The organism is Sphingomonas sp. HDW15A (assembly GCF_011301715.1).
Classification (GTDB): Bacteria; Pseudomonadota; Alphaproteobacteria; order Sphingomonadales; family Sphingomonadaceae; genus Sphingomicrobium.
In genome coordinates this window covers 1,877,800-1,894,816 of the sequence record NZ_CP049870.1, presented here as the reverse complement: position 1 = coordinate 1,894,816, position 17,017 = coordinate 1,877,800, and the positions used below count along the sequence as shown (strand labels likewise).

The window sequence follows — 17,017 nt, the reverse complement described above, 5'->3', positions numbered from 1 at the left end:
CGGAGAGCGATACCTTGGAACAATATCACGGGACCACGATCCTTGGCGTTAAGAAGGACAAGCTGACGGTCATAGCCGGCGACGGCCAGGTCAGCCTCGGCAATACTGTGATCAAGCCGAACGCGAAGAAGGTCCGGCGTCTCGGGGACGGAAGCGTCATCGGTGGTTTCGCTGGCGCAACCGCCGATGCGTTCACCTTGTTCGAGCGGCTCGAAAAGAAGCTCGAGACACATCGCGGGCAATTGCTCCGCGCGGCTGTCGAACTGGCCAAGGATTGGCGGACCGACAAATACCTTCGCAACCTGGAGGCAATGATGATCGTCGCCGATGCCGACACAATGCTGGTCATCACCGGCAACGGTGACGTGCTGGAACCCGAAGGCGGGATCGCGGCAATCGGAAGCGGCGGCAACTACGCCTTGGCGGCAGCCCGGGCGCTCGAAGAATATGAGCCAGATGCCGAGAAGCTGGCGCGCCGAGCCATGGCCATCGCGGCTGAAGTCTGCGTGTTCACCAACGACCGACTGACCATTGAGAAGGTTGAGGCCAAGGCTTGAGTGTGTCTAGCCTTTGCCGATGTTCCTTAATCGGCGTGGCTTTCTTCTAGGATCCGGCGCGAGTGGCGCACTCGTCTTGTCCGGCTGCGCGACGGTCAAGGTCGGGGAGGGCTGCAGCCCACTCATACCGGTCGACGTCGAGGAATCGCGGATCATTCGCGCGGTCGCGGGGCTGAGGCCTTATCGCTCGTCCGGATTCGTCGTTCGCCGCGAGGCGCTCGGCGACCAGGCGCTGATCCACAATTACGGTCACGGCGGCGCGGGGATTACCTTGAGCTGGGGCAGCTCACGCCTGGCGGCGGACCTGGCGCTGGCTGGCACTGAAGGGCCGATCGCAGTCATCGGCAGTGGAGTGATGGGCCTCACCACTGCGCGGCTGCTGCAGGAGGCCGGCAGGAAGGTAACGATCTATACCGCGGCGCTGCCAGCCGACACGACCTCCGCAGTCGCTGGCGGGCAGGTGTCTCCGTTCGGCCATTTCCGCGATGATTCGGTGAGCGACGCCTGGCGCGGCCAGTTCGCCGCGGCGATGGCCTACAGCTGGCAGCGGTTCCAGCGAATGGTGGGCGACCATTACGGCATCCGTTGGCTCCCCACCTACGACGAATCGCGGAACGTCAGTTTTGCTGACGAGTGGCTGAATGCCTATCATCCGAACGCCCGCTCGCTGGGCGGCGGCGAGCACCCGTTCCTGGTCGAACATATCGTTCGGTTCGACACAATGTACGTAGAAAGCCCGCGCTTCATGGCGCAGCTTGCCAGCGAGGTGCTCCGCGGTGGCTCGGAAATCCGAATCCGGCGATTCGAACAGCTTACCGACCTTGCAACGCTTTCCGAAGCGACCATCGTCAATTGCACCGGCATCGGCGCAAGGGCGCTGATCGGCGACCAGGAGCTGACGCCAGTTCGCGGACAGCTCGTCGTGCTCCAGCCGCAGGACGAAGTGCGCTACGCCTTCACCGGTGACGCGGGTTACATGTTTCCGCGGAAGGACGGGATCTTGCTCGGCGGCACGTTCGAGCGGGGCGAATGGGACGCCACGCCCCAGCCCGACGCGATCGCCCGAATACTCTCGCGGCACCGCCGCTTGTTCGCCGGGCTTCGCTGCACTGCTTGATTTGAAGGATGCGCGCCCAATCTAGCGCGCCATGAACGAAAATCTCACGCCAAAGGCGATCGTCGCTGCATTGGACGAACATATAGTCGGCCAGAACGAAGCAAAGAAAGCGGTCGCGGTCGCGCTGCGCAATCGCTGGCGGCGGCAGCGGCTGAGCCCGGAGCTTCGGGAAGAAGTGACGCCAAAAAACATCCTGATGATCGGGCCGACCGGCTGCGGCAAGACCGAGATCAGCCGCCGGCTGGCGAAGCTCGCAGATGCGCCCTTCGTGAAGGTGGAGGCGACCAAGTTCACTGAGGTCGGCTATATCGGCCGCGACGTGGAGCAGATTGCCCGCGACCTCGTCGAGGAAGCGGTCCGGCTGGAGCGCGAGCGGCGGCGCGAGAAGGTTCGCGAGGCGTCCGAAGGCGCGGCGATGGAGCGGCTACTCGACGCGCTGACCGGCAAGGGATCGAGCGAGGCGACGCGCGCTAGCTTCCGCCAGCGTTTCGCCGACGGCAGCCTCGACAATGCCGAGGTGGAAATCGAAGTCACCGAGGCCCCGTCAATGCCTTTCGACATCCCCGGCCAGGGCGGCGTGGGAATGATCAACCTGAGCGAGATGATGAGCAAGCTGTCGGGCGGCGCGCCCAAGAAACGGCGCAAGCTAAAGGTGCGCGATGCGTATTTGAAGCTGACCGAGGAGGAAGCAGACAAGCGCGTCGATCAGGACGACGTGACCCGGGTCGCCCTTGCCGATGCCGAGGCCAACGGAATCGTTTTCCTCGACGAGATCGACAAGATTGCGGTTTCGGATGTTCGCGGCGGTTCGGTGAGCCGAGAAGGGGTTCAGCGCGACCTCTTGCCGCTGATCGAGGGGACAACGGTTGCGACCAAGTATGGGCCGATCAAGACCGACCATATCCTTTTCATCGCGTCCGGCGCCTTTCACGTCGCCAAGCCAGCCGATTTGCTGCCGGAGCTTCAGGGCCGACTTCCGATCCGGGTGGAACTCGCCGCGCTGACGGAAGAAGACTTCATCCGCATCCTGAGCGATACACGCGCAAGCCTGACCGAGCAGTATCGCGCGCTGATGAAGACCGAGGATGTCACAGTGGAGTTCGGCGAGGACGGTATCGCTGCGCTCGCGCGCATCGCTGCCCAGGTGAACGAGGCGATCGAGAATATCGGTGCGCGCCGGTTGCAGACGGTGATGGAAAAGTTGCTTGAGGACGTCAGCTACACCGCCGAGGAGCGCGGTGGAGAGACGATCCGCATCGACGCCGCCTTCGTCGAGGGCCAGTTGGCGGGGATCGCCAAGAACACCGACCTCAGCCGCTACGTGCTTTAATTCTGCTTTCCGAATAGCCTCAGCAGGCCGAATCGGTGGGTGGAGTGCGTTCCGATGATTTCAGCCTTCATGATGGCGATGGCGGCTCAAGCCTCTGAGGCCAAGCCGGACTGGCGAGCGGTTGCCATCGCAGACGTCAATGCCGCTTATCGTTTGTTTGCGGAAAATCATCCGGGAATGGCCAATCCCGAAGACCCAGCTTTCCCGGCTAGGCTCGCAGCGGCCCATAACGCCTCCCTCAAGATCGCTTTCGAAACGCGTGATTGGGACGGTTACGATCGCGCGCTCGACGCCTTCACCGATGGCCTCTCGGACGGTCACGCCTTCGTGGTCGCGTCCGACGAACCGGGAAAGGTTTGGGGCAAACGCGCTTGGCCGGGTTTCACCGCTGCGTGGCGTGGCCATAGCCTATACGTCCATCGCGCTGGCCCGAACTCGCCGGCACCGGTCGGATCGCGGATACTGTCCTGCGGCGGTACTGAGGTCGAGCAACTGATTCGCAGTCGAAATCGGGGATTATGGTTTCGACCCGCCGAGGCGGGTCAGTGGTGGAATATGGGTCCGAGCCTGCTGATGGGTTCGATCCCTCCGGAGCCGGATCAGCTCAAAAGCTGCTCTTTCCAGCTTCCCGACGGGCGCGTTCAGTCGGCAAGTCTGCGCTGGGAGCGGATGCCTGCAGTAATATTCGACACTTACCGGCGGGCGTTTGCCGGCGAGGAAACGCCCATTGGCCTTTCGGAACCACGGACCGGGGTCTGGCTGCTTGGCCTGTCATCTTTCTCGCCGGATGAGAAGGGTCAGGCGGCGTACCGGAAGCTCCACGCGGACATCGATCGCGAACGAGCAAAGTTGCTCAAGGCCCGGGCGATCGTCATCGACCTGCGGTTCAACAGCGGTGGGTCATGGCTTTGGGGGCATGATGTTGCTCGCCGCTTGTGGGGCGCCAAGGCGGTTGACGAACGAATGAACCATTTTTTTCGCGACGTGAGGATCGCCTGGCGTGCAAGCCGGGACAACATCACCAAGCTCTCGGCAGCGATTGGTAAAATCCGGGCTGGGGGCCATGCGAAGGAGGCCGATGAGGTGCAAACCATTGTCACGGGCATGGAGGAAGCGCTAGCGGCGGGCCAGGTCTCCTTCATCGAACGGCCGTCCTTCGGCGACGGCCGACAGCAAGGGGATTCCCCGACCGACCTTGATACTCCGGTTTATGTAATCACTCATGGCGGCTGCTCAAGCGCGTGCCTCGATGCGATCGACACGTTCAAGCGCTTCGAAAACGTGAAGCTGATCGGGGCCCCGACATCTGCCGATACGACGTACATGGAGGCCCCTCGCGGAGCACTTCCCTCCGGATTCGGCGTAATCGCGATTCCACTAAAGACCTGGATGCATCGACCTCGTAAGTCGGGTGAAGGCTATCAGCCGGACATTCCGTTCAACGATCTGGACTGGTCGACGACGGCCTTTCTCGAACGGATCGAGAGCGATCTTCAAGCGGTCGGTCCCGCGCCGGCCTCGCGGTAGCGCCAGACGAGGCCATCGACGAACGGCGACCAAAGGCTGGTTTTTACGCCGGCGATTCGCAGGCGATCCGCGGCCCATGTATTGCAGGTGTTGACCGCGCTGGCCTTGCCGAGGCCGTCGTAAAAGGCGTCCGTGGGACCATAGCCCGGATGATCGATTTGCTGCGGCCGGCCGCTTTCACCGCGATCGAATTCGGCGCGGATCGCCGACCAAAGCCGGCGATATTCGTGCGGCCTCAGGCGGATCGCCTTGGCCGAATAGGTGGGATCGGCGACCCAGGAAACGTGCACGACCCTTTTCCCACGGGTGAGTGCCGCCCAGACGGTCCGCGGCGTAAGATCCCACCAGGTGGGGGTATCGAGATAGATCCTCCGCTCGCCTGCCCCGAAGGCGATCCATTGCGCATCGGCCGGAGCCGAGGCGACATCATCGCGCGAGAGGTAATGCTCCCAGTCGAGCCCGGCGGCGCGTACCGGAAGGACGAGGTCGGCGTGTATTCCGTTGTCGGCGAGGTAGATGGTGATTCCCTCTTCCGGCTCGGTCCAGGCGCGGTTGACCGGGACGAGCGAGCCGACGACGGCCAACCCCAAATAGAGGAGCGGCAAAGCGGCCAGCGCCAGCAGAGAGCGCCGAACAATCCTGTTCGTTTTGGACTTTCGACGCGCCACCGGACCTCCCCACCTTGCTTAAGCAAGCACGCCTGACTAGATGCGCCAACGCTGTCCGCAAAGGCGGCATCGGTCGGGGCGTAGCGCAGCCTGGTAGCGCATCACACTGGGGTGTGGGGGTCGCTGGTTCGAATCCAGTCGCCCCGACCATCGTTGAACGGATCGTCCGCACGGACGGTCGCCCGCGAAGCGATCAGATTCGAACGAAGGAATTCTCCTCCGCCATGTCTATTCTTTCCAGCTTCATGATCGCCGCTGCTGCTGCACCGGCTTCAGCGCCTTCCGGCGGTGCCGCATTCTTCATGCAAATGGCGCCGCTGCTGCTGATCTTCGTCGTCTTTTATTTCCTTCTCATCCGTCCCCAGAACAAGAGAATGAAGGAACACCGGGCGCAGATCGAGGCGGTCAAGAAGGGCGACCGGGTCGTTACCGGCGGCGGCCTTCTGGGCAAGGTGACCAAGGTCGACGATAGCGAAGTCGAGATCGAGCTCGGTCAGGGAATCAAGGTGAGGGCGGTCAAGTCAACTCTGACCCAAGTCATCGACCCCACGGCAAAACCGGCCAACGACTGATGCTCGATTTTCCGCGCTGGAAAAGCTGGGGGATCTGGCTGGTCATCCTGATCGGCATGGCGCTCGCCATTCCAAGCATGATCCCGAAGTCGCAGGTCGAACGCTGGCAGGACTGGATCCCGAGCGCGCGGATTAGCCTCGGTCTCGACCTTGCCGGCGGAAGCCAGCTGCTGCTGGAAGCCGATACGGCCGACGCGGCCAAGCAGCGCCTCCAGGCCAAGGAAGAAGAAGTTACCACCGAGCTCCGCCGCGGCGAGCCGCGCATCGCGATCGGCGACGTGTCGACCAGCGGCGGGCGTCTCTCGTTCATGGTTCGCGATCCTCGGCAACTGGACGCCGCGGTTGAGCGGCTTCGGGCCCTGTCGCAGCCGGCCGGCTTCACCGGGCAGCGCGATTGGGACGTGCAGGTCGTCGATTCGACGCGCATCGTCATGATTCCGACCAAGCAGGGCGAGGAGACCGCGCTCAAGAACAGTATGACAGTGGCGCGCGACGTCGTTCGCCGCCGCGTCGACCCCAGCGGAACCAAGGAAGTCACCGTCGTCAACCAGGGCCAGCGCCGCATTCTGGTCGCGGTCCCCGGTGTCGAGGATCCTGACGCGCTGAAGCAGCTGATTGGCCAGACCGCCCGTCTCGAGTTCAAGCTCGTCGACCTGGAGGCCAATCCGCAGGAAGTCGCCCAGGGCCGCGCGCCTCCGGGCAGCCAGGTCCTGCCGATGGCCGACGGAAGCGGCAATATCGCCGTGAAGCGGCGCGCGATGGTGACCGGCGATCAGCTGGTGAAGGCCAATCAGTCGTTCGACCAGAACGGACAGGCCGTCGTTTCGATCGCTTTTAACAGCAGCGGCGCGCGACGCTTCGGCCGGGTGACCCAGGAGAACGTCAACAAGCCGTTCGCGATCATACTCGACGACAAGGTTCTTTCGGCGCCGAACATCAATGAGCCGATCCTTGGCGGACAGGCCCAGATCAGCGGCAATTTCACGGTCGAGACCGCAAACCAGCTCGCCATCGCGCTGGCCAGCGGCAAGCTGCCGGTAAAGCTCAACGTTATCGAAGAGCGCACGGTTAGCGCCGAACTCGGCCGCGATTCCATTGAAAAGGGAACGATCGCGAGCGTCGCGGCGACGCTTGCGGTCATCATCTTCATGCTCGTCACATATGGTCGGTTCGGCGTCTATGCGACGCTGGCATTGTTGGTGAACGCGCTCCTGATCCTCGCCGGACTCGCGGTCTTCGGGGCGGCGCTGACCCTTCCCGGAATCGCTGGCTTCGTACTCACCATCGGTGCGGCCGTGGACGCCAACGTGCTGATCAATGAGCGAATCCGCGAAGAGCAAAGGCGCGGGCGGAAACTGCTCGATTCGCTGGAGACGGGCTACAAAGAAGCCTCGACCGCGATCTTTGACGCCAACATCACCAACACCATCGCTGCCGTTTTGATGTGGTATTTCGGGTCAGGCCCGATCCGCGGCTTCGCGGTCGTCCTGATGATCGGAATCATCACCTCCGTATTCACGGCGGTCACATTCACCCGGATGCTGGTGGCGCAGTGGGTCAAGGCCAAGCGGCCTCGCGTACTGCATATCTGACGGGAATAGACTCATGCGCTTGCTCAAACTGGTTCCCGACAACACGAACATAGACTTCATGCGAATTCGTAATGTCGCGCTGATCATTTCGATCCTGCTGACGGTTGCGGCTCTGACGCTGGTAGCGGTTCGCGGGCTGAACCTCGGCATCGACTTCGTCGGCGGGCAGGTTGTCCGCACCGAATTCCAGCAGCCGGTCGACATCGAGGACCTGCGCGGCAAGGTCGCGGCGCTGGAACAGGGTGACGCCAGCATCCAAGAATTCGGCGGTTCGCGCACCTATCAGATCCGGCTACCGCGCCCCGAGGGCCCGGACACGGCCGCTGCTGCCGCCGTTACCGAGCTCCGTACTATGTTGCAGCGCGAATATCCGGGCGCACGAGTCGACGCCGGTGAGTCGGTTTCGGGTAAGGTCAGTGAAGAGCTGGCATGGGACGGCGCGCTGGCAATCGGGCTGTCGATGCTTGGTATCGCGATCTACATCTGGATCCGCTTCGAATGGCAGTTCGGGGTAGGGGCGCTCGTCACCTTGTTCCACGACGTGTCGATGGTGCTGGGATTCTTTGCGCTCACACAGCTTCAGGTAGACCTCAATATCGTCGCCGCCTTCCTTGCGATCGTCGGCTATTCGCTCAACGACACGGTGGTCATCTACGACCGGATCCGCGAGAATCTGCGCAAGTTCCGCAAGATGGCCATGATCCCGCTCTTGAACCTGTCGCTGAACGAGACGCTGAGCCGGACGGTGGTGACCTCTCTGTCGATCATGCTCGCGCTTGCTGTCCTGCTGTTCCTCGGGCCGGACGTGATTTTCGGCCTGACCCTGGCGGTCCTGCTTGGTACGTTCATCGGCACTTACTCGTCGATCTACATCTCGGCGCCGATCCTGGTGTGGTTGGGCGTGACCCCGGACAGCTTCGTTCGCGGCGACGATCACGACCCGGCGGCCAAACCGGCCGAGGCGCGTTAAGACCGGCAATCCGGCGTTCATCAAGCCAAGGCCAATCACGGCGCTTGGCCTCCCCATTGCCCCACGCTAGAAGGTCCAGCCATGACGACTTTTCACCGTTTCGCGTTGCCGCTCATGGCTGCTGTTATCGTTTTACCCGTCGCCGGTTGCGCCAAGAATAAGGCTGAAACTGGCGACACCGCCTATGTCGCGCGTGACGTCAATACGCTCTACAATCTCGCAAAAAGGTACCTCGACCAGGGCAATTACATCCTCGCAGCGAAGTTCTTCGACGAGGTCGAACGCCAGCACCCCTATTCGGTATGGGCCCGTCGCGCGCAGCTCATGAGCGCCTTCTCCTACTATATGGCGCAGTCCTATCCGGACGCGATCTCCTCGGCTCGCCGTTTCCTGACTATCCACCCGGGCAACAAGGACGCTCCTTACGCCAACTATTTGATCGCCATGTCTTATTATCAGCAGATCGAGGACGTTCGCCGCGACCAGAAGATCACGCAACAGGCCGCGGATGCGTTCGGCGAGCTTATGCGCCGCTATCCCGACAGCCGTTACGCCGTTGATGCCCGGCTCAAAACCGATCTCATCAATGATCACCTTGCCGGCAAGGAGATGGAGATTGGGCGTTTCTACCAGCGGCAGGGCAAGTGGCTCGCCGCCACACTCCGTTTCCGCACCGTGATCGACAAGTATCAGACCTCGAGCCACACCCCCGAGGCGCTCGAACGACTGGTCGAATCCTATCTCGCGATCGGAATGCCCGGCGAGGCGCAGAAGGCTGCGGCGGTGCTCGGCCGCAATTATCCGGGGAGCGAATGGTATCATCGCAGCTACCGGCTGATCCAGCGGCACGTTCCGCAGGCCGCGTCGCAGAGCTAGCCGACGCGATGGCGCGCCCGTGCTGAGGCAGCTGTCGATCCACAACGTCGTCCTGATCGACCGGCTCGAGCTTGAGTTTGAGCCGGGCCTGGGCGTTCTGACCGGCGAAACGGGGGCAGGCAAATCGATCCTGCTCGACAGCCTCGGCCTCGCGCTTGGCATGCGTGCCGACACCGGTTTGGTGCGAAACGGCGAGCAGCAATCGGCGGTCGCCGCCGTATTCGAGATCGACTCCGCCGACCCGGCGCATGAGGTGCTGAGTGACCAAGGCATCGAAGTCGATCCCGGCGAGCCTCTGATTGTCCGCCGGACGTTGAAGGCCGATGGCGGAAGCCGCGCCTTTGCCGCAGGGGCCAGCGTCAACGCCGCGCTTCTTCGCGACCTGGCTTCGAGCCTCGTCGAGATTCACGGTCAGCATGATGACCGCGGCCTGCTCAATCCCAAGGGGCATCGCGCTTTGCTCGATACGTTCGGCCGGATCGACACGTCGACAATCGCATCGGCCTGGTCCGATGTTTCCCGGCTGGATGCCGAGCTTGCGCAGGCCCATGCCGACGCCGAGACCGCCGAGCGTGACCGCGAATGGCTGGAGTATTCGTCGAATGAAATCGCGGCGCTTGCCCCGCGGCCAGGTGAGGAGAGCGAACTGGCCGAAGCGCGCGCGGCGATGCAGGCGGGCGCCAAGGCCGGGGAATCGCTCACGGGGCTCGATGAACTGCTATCAGGATCGGACGGCGCACTGGCTCAGCTTCGCGCCGCCGCCCGCCGGATCGAGCGCGGCGCGCCAGATCACCCGCTGCTTGCCGAGGCGCTGGCGAGCCTCGACCGGGCAGTGATCGAGACCAGCGAAGCCGAGGACAAGATCGCCCGGGCCGCCGAGGCACTCGCGTTCGACCCGGCAAAGCTGGAAGCAGTCGAGGCGCGGCTGTTCGAAATTCGCGCCCTTGCGCGCAAGCATCGCGTCGAGGCGGACGCTCTGGCCGCATTCGGCGAGGAACTGGCGAAAAAGCTCAAATTGATCGAGGCGGGCGGGGAGCGAATTGCAGCGCTCGAGGCCGAACTGGCGGAGGCTCGGGAGCGTTACGACGGGCTCGCCGAGCAGCTTTCGAACGCGCGATCGGAAGCGGCGGCCCGGCTCGACCAGGCGGTCGCGGGCGAGCTTGCTCCGCTGAAGCTGGATGCCGCCCGGTTCCGCACCGCCATTGCCCGCGGCGAGCCCGGACCGGCCGGTTTGGACCGTGTCGAGTTCGAGGTTTCGACCAACCCCGGCGCGCCGTTCGGGGCGTTAACCCGTATCGCGTCCGGCGGCGAATTGTCGCGCTTCATCCTCGCCTTGAAGGTCGCTCTGGCCGAAGAAGGCGGGGCGGCGACAATGATCTTCGACGAGATCGACCGCGGCGTCGGCGGCGCCGTGGCGAGCGCGATCGGCGAACGTCTTGCCCGGCTGGCGGCGAGAGGTCAGTTGCTGGTCGTCACCCATAGTCCGCAGGTCGCGGCGCGGGCAGCGCATCACTATCGCATCGAGAAGGCACATGGCGAAAGCGGCACCCGGACGACGGTGAGAAAACTCACCGCCGAGGAGCGGCGCGAGGAGATCGCCAGGATGCTTTCCGGCGCTGACATTACCGACGAAGCGCGGGCACAGGCCGCGCGATTACTGGAGGCAGCATGAGCGACCAATTTTCCCTGAAGCAGGATTGGCAGGGCAAGACCCTGGATCATGTCGTCGTCCACGACGGCAGCGGCCAGACGCGGCCAACAGTCATCATCATTCCCACCGTCATGGGTGTCCAGCAGCTGGAGATCGGCTTTGCCGAGAAGCTCGTCGCGCTTGGTTATCACGCGGTGGTCGTCGACCTGTTCGGCCGCCGCTTCGATTCCGCGACCGACAAGGAAGCGGCGTTCGCCGCCATGGGCGAGCTCCGCTCGGACCGCGCTGCGCTCCGCGACCGTCTGCTCGCCGTTGTCGAGGAAGTCCGCAAGCGCGACCATGTGGAAAGCTCCAAGATCGTCGTCATCGGCTATTGCTTCGGCGGGCAGTGTGCGCTCGACGTGGCGCGATCGGGTGCTGACGTCGCCGCGGTCGCCAGCTTCCACGGGCTGTTCGACCCGCCCGGATTGCCGGCCCAGCCGATCAAGGCCAAGGTCGTGGGCTTTCATGGCTGGGACGATCCCATGGTCCCGCCCGAAGCGGTCGTCGCGCTCGGCAAGGAACTGACGGAAGGCGGCGCAGACTGGCAAATCCACGCTTATGGCCACGTCGGCCATGGCTTCACCAATCCCAACGCCCATCAGATCGGGATTGCCGGAGTCGAATATAACGAAAGGGCCGCGCGCCGCAGCTGGGCAAGCCTAGAAGACTTTCTGGCCGAGACGCTTCGTTGAACAAGGGCTGGCCGAACCTGAACCGGCGTGAATTTGCCGGGTCGGCTGCGGCAACTCTGCTCGCTGGATGCATGACCAATGGAGTAGCGATGAGTGACGATGGCGAGCTGTATGGCATGATCGGCCAGATGAAGGCTGCGCCCGGCAAGCGAGCCGAGCTGCTGGGCTACCTGACAGAAGCGTCGGGCGAGATGCTGGGAAACCTGCTCTACCTCGTTGCCGAAGACGTCGCCGACGCGGACGCGCTCTGGGTCACGGAAATTTGGATCGACAGGGCGGCGCACGCGGCGAGCCTTCAACCCCCCGCGGTAAAATCCGCCATTGCCCGGGCTCGTCCGATCCTGGCTGGCTTCGGCACCAGCGCCGAAATACGCCCGGTGAGTGGTCTGTCTTGAGCGAAGTCGGCAATCTTGGCGAAGCGGAGGCGGCCAACCGGTTGATGCGGTTGGCCAAAGATATCGCGCGGCACGACAAGCTCTACCACGACCGAGACGCGCCGGAGATCACGGACGCAGAATATGACGCGCTCGTGCGCGAGAATCGCGCACTCGAAGAAGCTTTCCCTCATCTTGTGCGTGCCGACAGCCCGTCGAAGCGGCTCGGGGCGGTGCCGGTCGCCAGCGGCCTCGCCAAGGTCACCCATGCCCGGCCGATGCTCAGCCTGGAGAACGCGTTCAGTGCGGACGAGGTGACGGAATTCGTCGCGCGAATTCGCCGCTTCCTCTCGCTCGCGCCCGATACCGAAGTCGCCCTAACGGGCGAGCCGAAGATCGACGGCCTGTCGTGTTCGCTGCGCTACGAAAATGGCCAGCTCGTGCTCGCGGCTACGCGCGGAGACGGAGCGGTCGGCGAGGACGTGACTGCCAACGTTCGCACCATCTCCGACATTCCGCAGGAGATCGCCGCAGCGCCGGCAGTTCTGGAAGTGCGCGGCGAGGTCTATATGGCCAAGTCCGATTTTGCCGCCCTTAACGAGCGGCAGGAAGCGGCCGGCAGCAAAATATTCGCCAATCCGCGCAATGCCGCTGCCGGCTCGCTTCGGCAAAAGGATCCGGCCGTTACTTCGGCCCGTCCCTTGCGATTTCTCGCCCACGGCTGGGGCGAGGCGAGCGAGCCTCTGGCGGGCACGCAATATGAGGCGATGAAGCGGATCGCAGGGTTCGGTATCCCTGTGAGCGACCTGCTAGTCCGGACCGCAACAGTCGAAGATGCCCTGGCACACTACGACCGAATCGAACATGAGCGCGCGGAACTTCCGTTCGATATCGACGGCGTGGTCTACAAGGTGGATCGGCTCGACCTTCAGGAACGGCTCGGCTTCGTCGCCCGCGCACCGCGCTGGGGCCTGGCGCATAAGTTTCCCGCCGAGAAAGCCGAGACGACCCTGGAAGCAATCGATATCCAGGTCGGCCGCACCGGAAAACTGACGCCTGTGGGACGATTGACGCCGGTCGGGGTCGGTGGCGTGATCGTCCAGAACGTCACTCTGCACAACCGGGACGAGATCGCCCGCCTGGGCCTGCGCGTCGGTGATCGCGTTCGCATCCAGCGCGCCGGCGACGTCATTCCGCAGGTGATTGAGAATCTCACTCGCGACACATTGCGAGCATCATATGATTTTCCCGATCATTGCCCGATGTGCGGGTCTGAGGCGGTGGCCGAGGAAGGAGAGGTCGACGTTCGTTGTACGGGCGGGCTGATTTGCCCGGCGCAACGACTGGAGCGATTGAAACATTTCGTGTCGCGCGGAGCGATGGATATTGACGGGCTGGGCGAGAAAAGCCTGGTCGAGTTTCTCGAGCTGGGATGGCTTAAAGGACCGGCGGACATCTGGCGCCTAAAGGACCATCGCGGGCAGCTGATCGGCCGCGAAGGCTGGAAGGAGAAGTCCGTCGACAACCTGCTCGCCGCCATCGAGAGCCGGAAAGGCTTCGATCCGGCGCGCTTCCTGTTCGGACTCGGCATCCGCCACGTGGGCGCGGTGACCGCGAAGGATCTAATGCGGGCATTCGGATCCGTAGAAGAGCTCGAGCGCGTGGCGCGGTCAGACGATGCGATAGCGGAATTGTCTGCGGTCGAAGGCGTCGGCGGAGTTGTGGCCGAGGCGATCGTCGATTTTTTCCACGAAACGCACAACCGGGAAGAACTGGCAGAGCTTTTCGAACTGGCTCGGCCGGCGACGTTCGTTTCGAACGCGCGCGAAACCGAGTGGACCGGCAAGACCATCGTTTTTACCGGCAGCCTGGAGACGATGAGCCGGGACGAAGCCAAGGCTCAGGCGGAGCGGCTTGGGGCGCGCGCCGCGGGATCGGTTAGCGCCAAGACCGACCTGGTTGTCGCCGGGCCGGGCGCCGGGTCAAAGCTCAAGAAGGCCGAGGAACTGGGAATCCGTGTGATTGGCGAAGCCGATTGGGCGAAAATCGTGGCGGAGGCCTGAGCCTCTAGCGGCGCCAGAGCTGGAGGGAGCGGATCCCGTCCGGTAGCTGGCGGTCGGTGTCCGGTCGCGAAAGGATCCGCTCAACCATCTGCCATTTGCGGCGAACGCGCGATTTCCGCCAGATATCGGTCACCCAATATTCGCCCGACCAGTCCTTTTCGCCAAGCGTCGCCTTGATCGTCATCTGGCTGGCGAACACGGCAACCGAGCCGACATCGCGGACGTAAATGTCGCCAAACCGGTAGCCGGTGCAAAGGAAGCGGCCATTGACCGCGTCCAGCCAGCTCGGAGCGTCCAGTATCGCCGCTGGCCGCGAACCCATAACCAGCCGGAAATTTCGGGCGGTGAGGCCCTTCAGTTCCTTGACGTCGCCGTTGATCCACGCCCGCATCCAGCGGTTTTCGAGCGTTTCAATGACGGGCATCAGGTTGGCCATGGTTCGCGCGGCACTAACGGATGTCACGCGCCATGCAAGACGTCAGACCGCTTTGAGAACGATCACCGTCCATTCACCCGGGCCGCGTTCGACCACCGTGCAACCGTCAGCCTCATAAGCGGCGGTGACGGCATCGGCCTGGGTGTCGAGAAGTCCGGCCAGGATGATGGTGCCGCCGGGTGCGGTTGCGCGGACGAAGTCCGGGGCCAGCTCGATCAGCGGTCCGGCCAGGATGTTGGCGATGAGCAAGTCATAGGGCGCCCGCGCCGCGATCATCGGGTGATCAATTCCGTCTGCGACCGCCAGCAGCAACTCGCCCGCCTGCATGCCGAGCGGAACGCCATTGATCGCGGCGTTGTCGCGAGTGACGTCGATCGAAACGGGGTCGATGTCGGTGGCGATAGCCTTTGCGCTGGGCCAAAGCGCCAGCGCCGCAAAGGCGAGCAGCCCGGTCCCCGTGCCGATATCGGCAATGTTGTCGAAAGAGCGGCCCTCGCGCTCCAGCCGATCAAGCGCGGCAAGACAGCCGGCGGTGGTCGCATGCTGGCCGGTTCCGAAGGCAAGGCCGGCATCGATCTCGAAGCAGATCGCTCCTTCCGGGCGGTCCTTGAAGTGCATCGGCGTATGAACGAAGAATCGTCCCGCGCGGATCGGCTCCAGGCCCTCCTGGCTGAGTGTCACCCAGTCGGCATCCTCCAGCCGTTCGAGCACCGGATCGCTCTCTGCGGCCAGCTGCTCGATCTTCTTCATTTCCTCCCAGCCGGGCTGCCGGTCGAAATAGACGTGGAGCCGCCATTCATTCGGTTTGTCCGGATCGGGTTCGTCGGCGACGATTACGGGAGGCGAGTCGAAATCCGGGAAGAGGTCGTCGGAATCGGGGATCGCCTCGGCCTCGGCCTTGGTGCAGGCGAGCGTGACCCGCCAGCTCATTTGACGGCGGCTTCCTTGGCTAGACGCTCGTCGAGGGCCTTGCCGAGCTTGGCGGCATAGGCCTTGCATCCATCGACGTCGAAAAGCGGCTTTTGGCGAGTCATCCGCGCCTTCATGTCGCTCGCGGACGGATGGGGCGTGAGCAGGATCTCGCAGCGGCTCGCGGCGACTTTGGCAAGGGAAGCTCGATAGGCGGCGAGATAGGCCGGATGATCGGAAAAGCGATAGCTGTCGCTGCTGACCGGAGTCAGGCTGTCGGCATAGACCATCGTCCGGCAGACCCCGCCGTCGCAGCTTTCCCAGCGCCAGCTCAATGCGCCCGGTGTGTGGCCGGGCGTTGCCATCGCCGTCAGCTCGAAGTCGTGCATCCGCACCGTGTCGCCGTCCTTTACCGTTCGTCCGACGCTCGCCGCCGGGAACGGCGGGTTGATGCCCACCTGCGGATCTTCCGCAGTGGCCGCTCCGGTCGCAAAAACGCGTGCGGCGGGCTCGGACGCGATCAGGGTTGCGCCGGTCAATTGCTGCATTCGCGCCATTCCGCCGACGTGATCGTGATGCTCGTGGCTGTGGAGCAGGAACTTGATGTCGGTCAGCTTGAAGCCCAGCCAGCGGATGTTCTCGGCGATCAGGTCCGCGCCGGCCTCCGTCCCGGCATCGATCAAAACATGGCCTTCGCTGCCGGTAATGAGGATCGCGGAGATCCCGCACGTGCCGACAAGGTAGGTGTTGCCGTGGATTCGGACCGGCGGCGCGGGCTTGTCCCAGTCGGTCGAATCGCCGCATTCCGCGGCCCATTGCGGCCCCATCTCCTCGATCGGCGCGGGAAGCCGCTCGACCTGGCGGGGTTTCGGCCCGAGCGGGATGGCGATCTGGGCCACCAACAGCCCGACCAGCGGAATGGCGACACTAGCGGACATAAGATGCGCCGTTGGCGTCAATCACCGCACCGGTCGCGGATGCCGGGGCGTCGCAGGCCAGCCAGCGGATCACTTCGGCGATTTCCTGAGGGATCGCGACCCGTCCAAGCGGAATGTCGGCGAGCAATTTCGCGCCTCCGCGGCTTTCGAGATAATCGCCGACCATGTCGCTTGCGGTGAAGCCGGGGCAGACCGCGAAAGCGAGGATATATTCCGCTGCATACCCACGCGCGATGCTCTTTGTCATGGCGACCATTCCAGCCTTGGATGCAGCATAATGCCAGTGCTTGGGGCTGTCGCCGCGGTAGGCGGCGCGGCTTGCGACGTTGACGATCCGTCCGCCGGTCCCAGCACCGCGCCAAGTCGCGATGGCAAGCCGGCAAAGGTCGGCGCTGGATTGCAGGTTGACCTGCATCGTCCGTGCCCAGGCAGCGTGCCATTCATCGTCGGCGGCATTGTCGTCGACCGCCTCGAAGATACCCGCATTGTTGATGACGGCGTCGATCTGGCCGTCGAGCCTGTCGAAGGCCTCCTCCCACAATCGGCGAGGGGCATCGGCAGAAGAGAAATCGGCGGCAATCAGACCGCCTCCGCCCCTGGTCGATTGACCGACCACGCGGTGGCCGGCTGCGCTCAAGGCTTCGAGAGTCGCCGCGCCGATTCCCCGGCTGGCTCCGGTAAGGAGAATATGCATCGCCCCCGC

Annotated in this window: 17 protein-coding genes and 1 tRNA gene; 13 read left to right on the top strand and 5 right to left on the bottom strand. The window is 63.7% G+C overall.

All coding sequences use genetic code 11. The features are described from left to right. Positions 1-14 precede the first annotated feature (14 nt). Genes hslV through G7076_RS09950 form a run of 4 tightly spaced genes read left to right on the top strand, consistent with a single transcriptional unit; the run spans position 15 to position 4,531 of the window. A complete protein-coding gene (gene hslV / locus G7076_RS09965; protein WP_166202474.1) occupies positions 15-557 on the top strand; it encodes an ATP-dependent protease subunit HslV in 543 nt (180 codons plus the stop codon). A gap of 19 nt (positions 558-576) precedes the next feature. Next, complete coding sequence (locus G7076_RS09960) at positions 577-1,674, top strand: FAD-dependent oxidoreductase (protein ID WP_166202472.1); 1,098 nt, start codon at positions 577-579, stop codon at positions 1,672-1,674. A gap of 31 nt (positions 1,675-1,705) precedes the next feature. Then, positions 1,706-3,004: an ATP-dependent protease ATPase subunit HslU gene (gene hslU, locus G7076_RS09955; protein WP_166202470.1), complete on the top strand. Its 1,299-nt coding sequence runs from the start codon at positions 1,706-1,708 to the stop codon at positions 3,002-3,004. Between the two features lie 54 nt (positions 3,005-3,058). Continuing rightward, positions 3,059-4,531 carry a S41 family peptidase gene (locus tag G7076_RS09950; protein WP_166202468.1) on the top strand — a complete coding sequence of 491 codons (1,473 nt, stop codon included), beginning with the start codon at positions 3,059-3,061 and terminating at the stop codon, positions 4,529-4,531. Here G7076_RS09950 and G7076_RS09945 read toward each other — a convergent pair. Beyond that, positions 4,498-5,199, bottom strand: a complete 702-nt coding sequence (locus G7076_RS09945) for a TIGR02117 family protein (RefSeq protein WP_166202466.1) — start codon at positions 5,197-5,199, stop codon at positions 4,498-4,500. The genes G7076_RS09950 and G7076_RS09945 overlap by 34 nt on opposite strands. 74 nt (positions 5,200-5,273) lie before the next feature. Between G7076_RS09945 and G7076_RS09940 the strand changes: the two genes are divergently transcribed. The 9 genes from G7076_RS09940 to ligA all read left to right on the top strand — a co-directional run bounded on the left by G7076_RS09940 (position 5,274) and on the right by ligA (position 14,031). Further along, positions 5,274-5,349, top strand: a tRNA-OTHER gene (locus G7076_RS09940). A gap of 95 nt (positions 5,350-5,444) precedes the next feature. Next, a complete protein-coding gene (gene yajC, locus G7076_RS09935) occupies positions 5,445-5,771 on the top strand; it encodes a preprotein translocase subunit YajC (RefSeq protein ID WP_240913919.1) in 327 nt (108 codons plus the stop codon). After that, a complete protein-coding gene (gene secD / locus G7076_RS09930) occupies positions 5,771-7,363 on the top strand; it encodes a protein translocase subunit SecD (RefSeq protein ID WP_166202462.1) in 1,593 nt (530 codons plus the stop codon). The genes yajC and secD overlap by 1 nt, the downstream gene beginning before the upstream one ends. Positions 7,364-7,376: 13 nt before the next feature. Beyond that, complete coding sequence (secF, locus tag G7076_RS09925; protein ID WP_166202460.1) at positions 7,377-8,333, top strand: protein translocase subunit SecF; 957 nt, start codon at positions 7,377-7,379, stop codon at positions 8,331-8,333. 81 nt (positions 8,334-8,414) lie between these two features. Continuing rightward, complete coding sequence (locus tag G7076_RS09920) at positions 8,415-9,209, top strand: outer membrane protein assembly factor BamD (RefSeq protein WP_166202458.1); 795 nt, start codon at positions 8,415-8,417, stop codon at positions 9,207-9,209. Positions 9,210-9,228: 19 nt separating this feature from the next. Further along, the gene (gene recN, locus G7076_RS09915; protein ID WP_166202456.1) at positions 9,229-10,881 is read left to right on the top strand and encodes a DNA repair protein RecN; all 1,653 of its coding nucleotides are present in this window, start codon (positions 9,229-9,231) and stop codon (positions 10,879-10,881) included. Then, positions 10,878-11,594: a dienelactone hydrolase family protein gene (locus G7076_RS09910; RefSeq protein WP_166202454.1), complete on the top strand. Its 717-nt coding sequence runs from the start codon at positions 10,878-10,880 to the stop codon at positions 11,592-11,594. Before recN ends, G7076_RS09910 begins: the two co-directional genes overlap by 4 nt. 89 nt (positions 11,595-11,683) lie before the next feature. Continuing rightward, the gene (locus G7076_RS09905; protein WP_240913777.1) at positions 11,684-11,989 is read left to right on the top strand and encodes an antibiotic biosynthesis monooxygenase; all 306 of its coding nucleotides are present in this window, start codon (positions 11,684-11,686) and stop codon (positions 11,987-11,989) included. Continuing rightward, positions 11,986-14,031, top strand: coding sequence for an NAD-dependent DNA ligase LigA (gene ligA, locus G7076_RS09900; RefSeq protein ID WP_166202452.1), 2,046 nt, complete (start codon positions 11,986-11,988; stop codon positions 14,029-14,031). The genes G7076_RS09905 and ligA overlap by 4 nt, the downstream gene beginning before the upstream one ends. Before the next feature lie 4 nt (positions 14,032-14,035). Here the strand turns inward: ligA and G7076_RS09895 are convergent, their stop codons facing one another. Genes G7076_RS09895 through G7076_RS09880 form a run of 4 tightly spaced genes read right to left on the bottom strand, consistent with a single transcriptional unit; the run spans position 14,036 to position 17,008 of the window. Beyond that, positions 14,036-14,455, bottom strand: a complete 420-nt coding sequence (locus G7076_RS09895; RefSeq protein WP_166202450.1) for a nuclear transport factor 2 family protein — start codon at positions 14,453-14,455, stop codon at positions 14,036-14,038. Between the two features lie 54 nt (positions 14,456-14,509). Beyond that, a complete protein-coding gene (locus G7076_RS09890; RefSeq protein WP_166202448.1) occupies positions 14,510-15,397 on the bottom strand; it encodes a 50S ribosomal protein L11 methyltransferase in 888 nt (295 codons plus the stop codon). Continuing rightward, a complete protein-coding gene (gene bla / locus G7076_RS09885; RefSeq protein WP_166202446.1) occupies positions 15,394-16,314 on the bottom strand; it encodes a subclass B3 metallo-beta-lactamase in 921 nt (306 codons plus the stop codon). Before bla ends, G7076_RS09890 begins: the two co-directional genes overlap by 4 nt. Further along, a complete protein-coding gene (locus G7076_RS09880; protein WP_166202444.1) occupies positions 16,304-17,008 on the bottom strand; it encodes an SDR family oxidoreductase in 705 nt (234 codons plus the stop codon). Before G7076_RS09880 ends, bla begins: the two co-directional genes overlap by 11 nt. Positions 17,009-17,017: the final 9 nt, after the last annotated feature.

Coding starts and splice junctions, on each gene's coding strand:
- G7076_RS09910 (WP_166202454.1), top strand. CDS start 10,878: ATGAGCGACCAATTTTCCCTGAAGCAGGATTGGCAGGGCAAGACCCTG.
- G7076_RS09905 (WP_240913777.1), top strand. CDS start 11,684: ATGAGTGACGATGGCGAGCTGTATGGCATGATCGGCCAGATGAAGGCT.
- G7076_RS09895 (WP_166202450.1), bottom strand. CDS start 14,455: ATGCCCGTCATTGAAACGCTCGAAAACCGCTGGATGCGGGCGTGGATC.
- G7076_RS09960 (WP_166202472.1), top strand. CDS start 577: ATGTTCCTTAATCGGCGTGGCTTTCTTCTAGGATCCGGCGCGAGTGGC.
- G7076_RS09890 (WP_166202448.1), bottom strand. CDS start 15,397: ATGAGCTGGCGGGTCACGCTCGCCTGCACCAAGGCCGAGGCCGAGGCG.
- bla (WP_166202446.1), bottom strand. CDS start 16,314: ATGTCCGCTAGTGTCGCCATTCCGCTGGTCGGGCTGTTGGTGGCCCAG.
- hslU (WP_166202470.1), top strand. CDS start 1,706: ATGAACGAAAATCTCACGCCAAAGGCGATCGTCGCTGCATTGGACGAA.
- yajC (WP_240913919.1), top strand. CDS start 5,445: ATGATCGCCGCTGCTGCTGCACCGGCTTCAGCGCCTTCCGGCGGTGCC.
- G7076_RS09880 (WP_166202444.1), bottom strand. CDS start 17,008: ATGCATATTCTCCTTACCGGAGCCAGCCGGGGAATCGGCGCGGCGACT.
- secF (WP_166202460.1), top strand. CDS start 7,377: ATGCGCTTGCTCAAACTGGTTCCCGACAACACGAACATAGACTTCATG.
- G7076_RS09920 (WP_166202458.1), top strand. CDS start 8,415: ATGACGACTTTTCACCGTTTCGCGTTGCCGCTCATGGCTGCTGTTATC.
- secD (WP_166202462.1), top strand. CDS start 5,771: ATGCTCGATTTTCCGCGCTGGAAAAGCTGGGGGATCTGGCTGGTCATC.
- G7076_RS09950 (WP_166202468.1), top strand. CDS start 3,059: ATGATTTCAGCCTTCATGATGGCGATGGCGGCTCAAGCCTCTGAGGCC.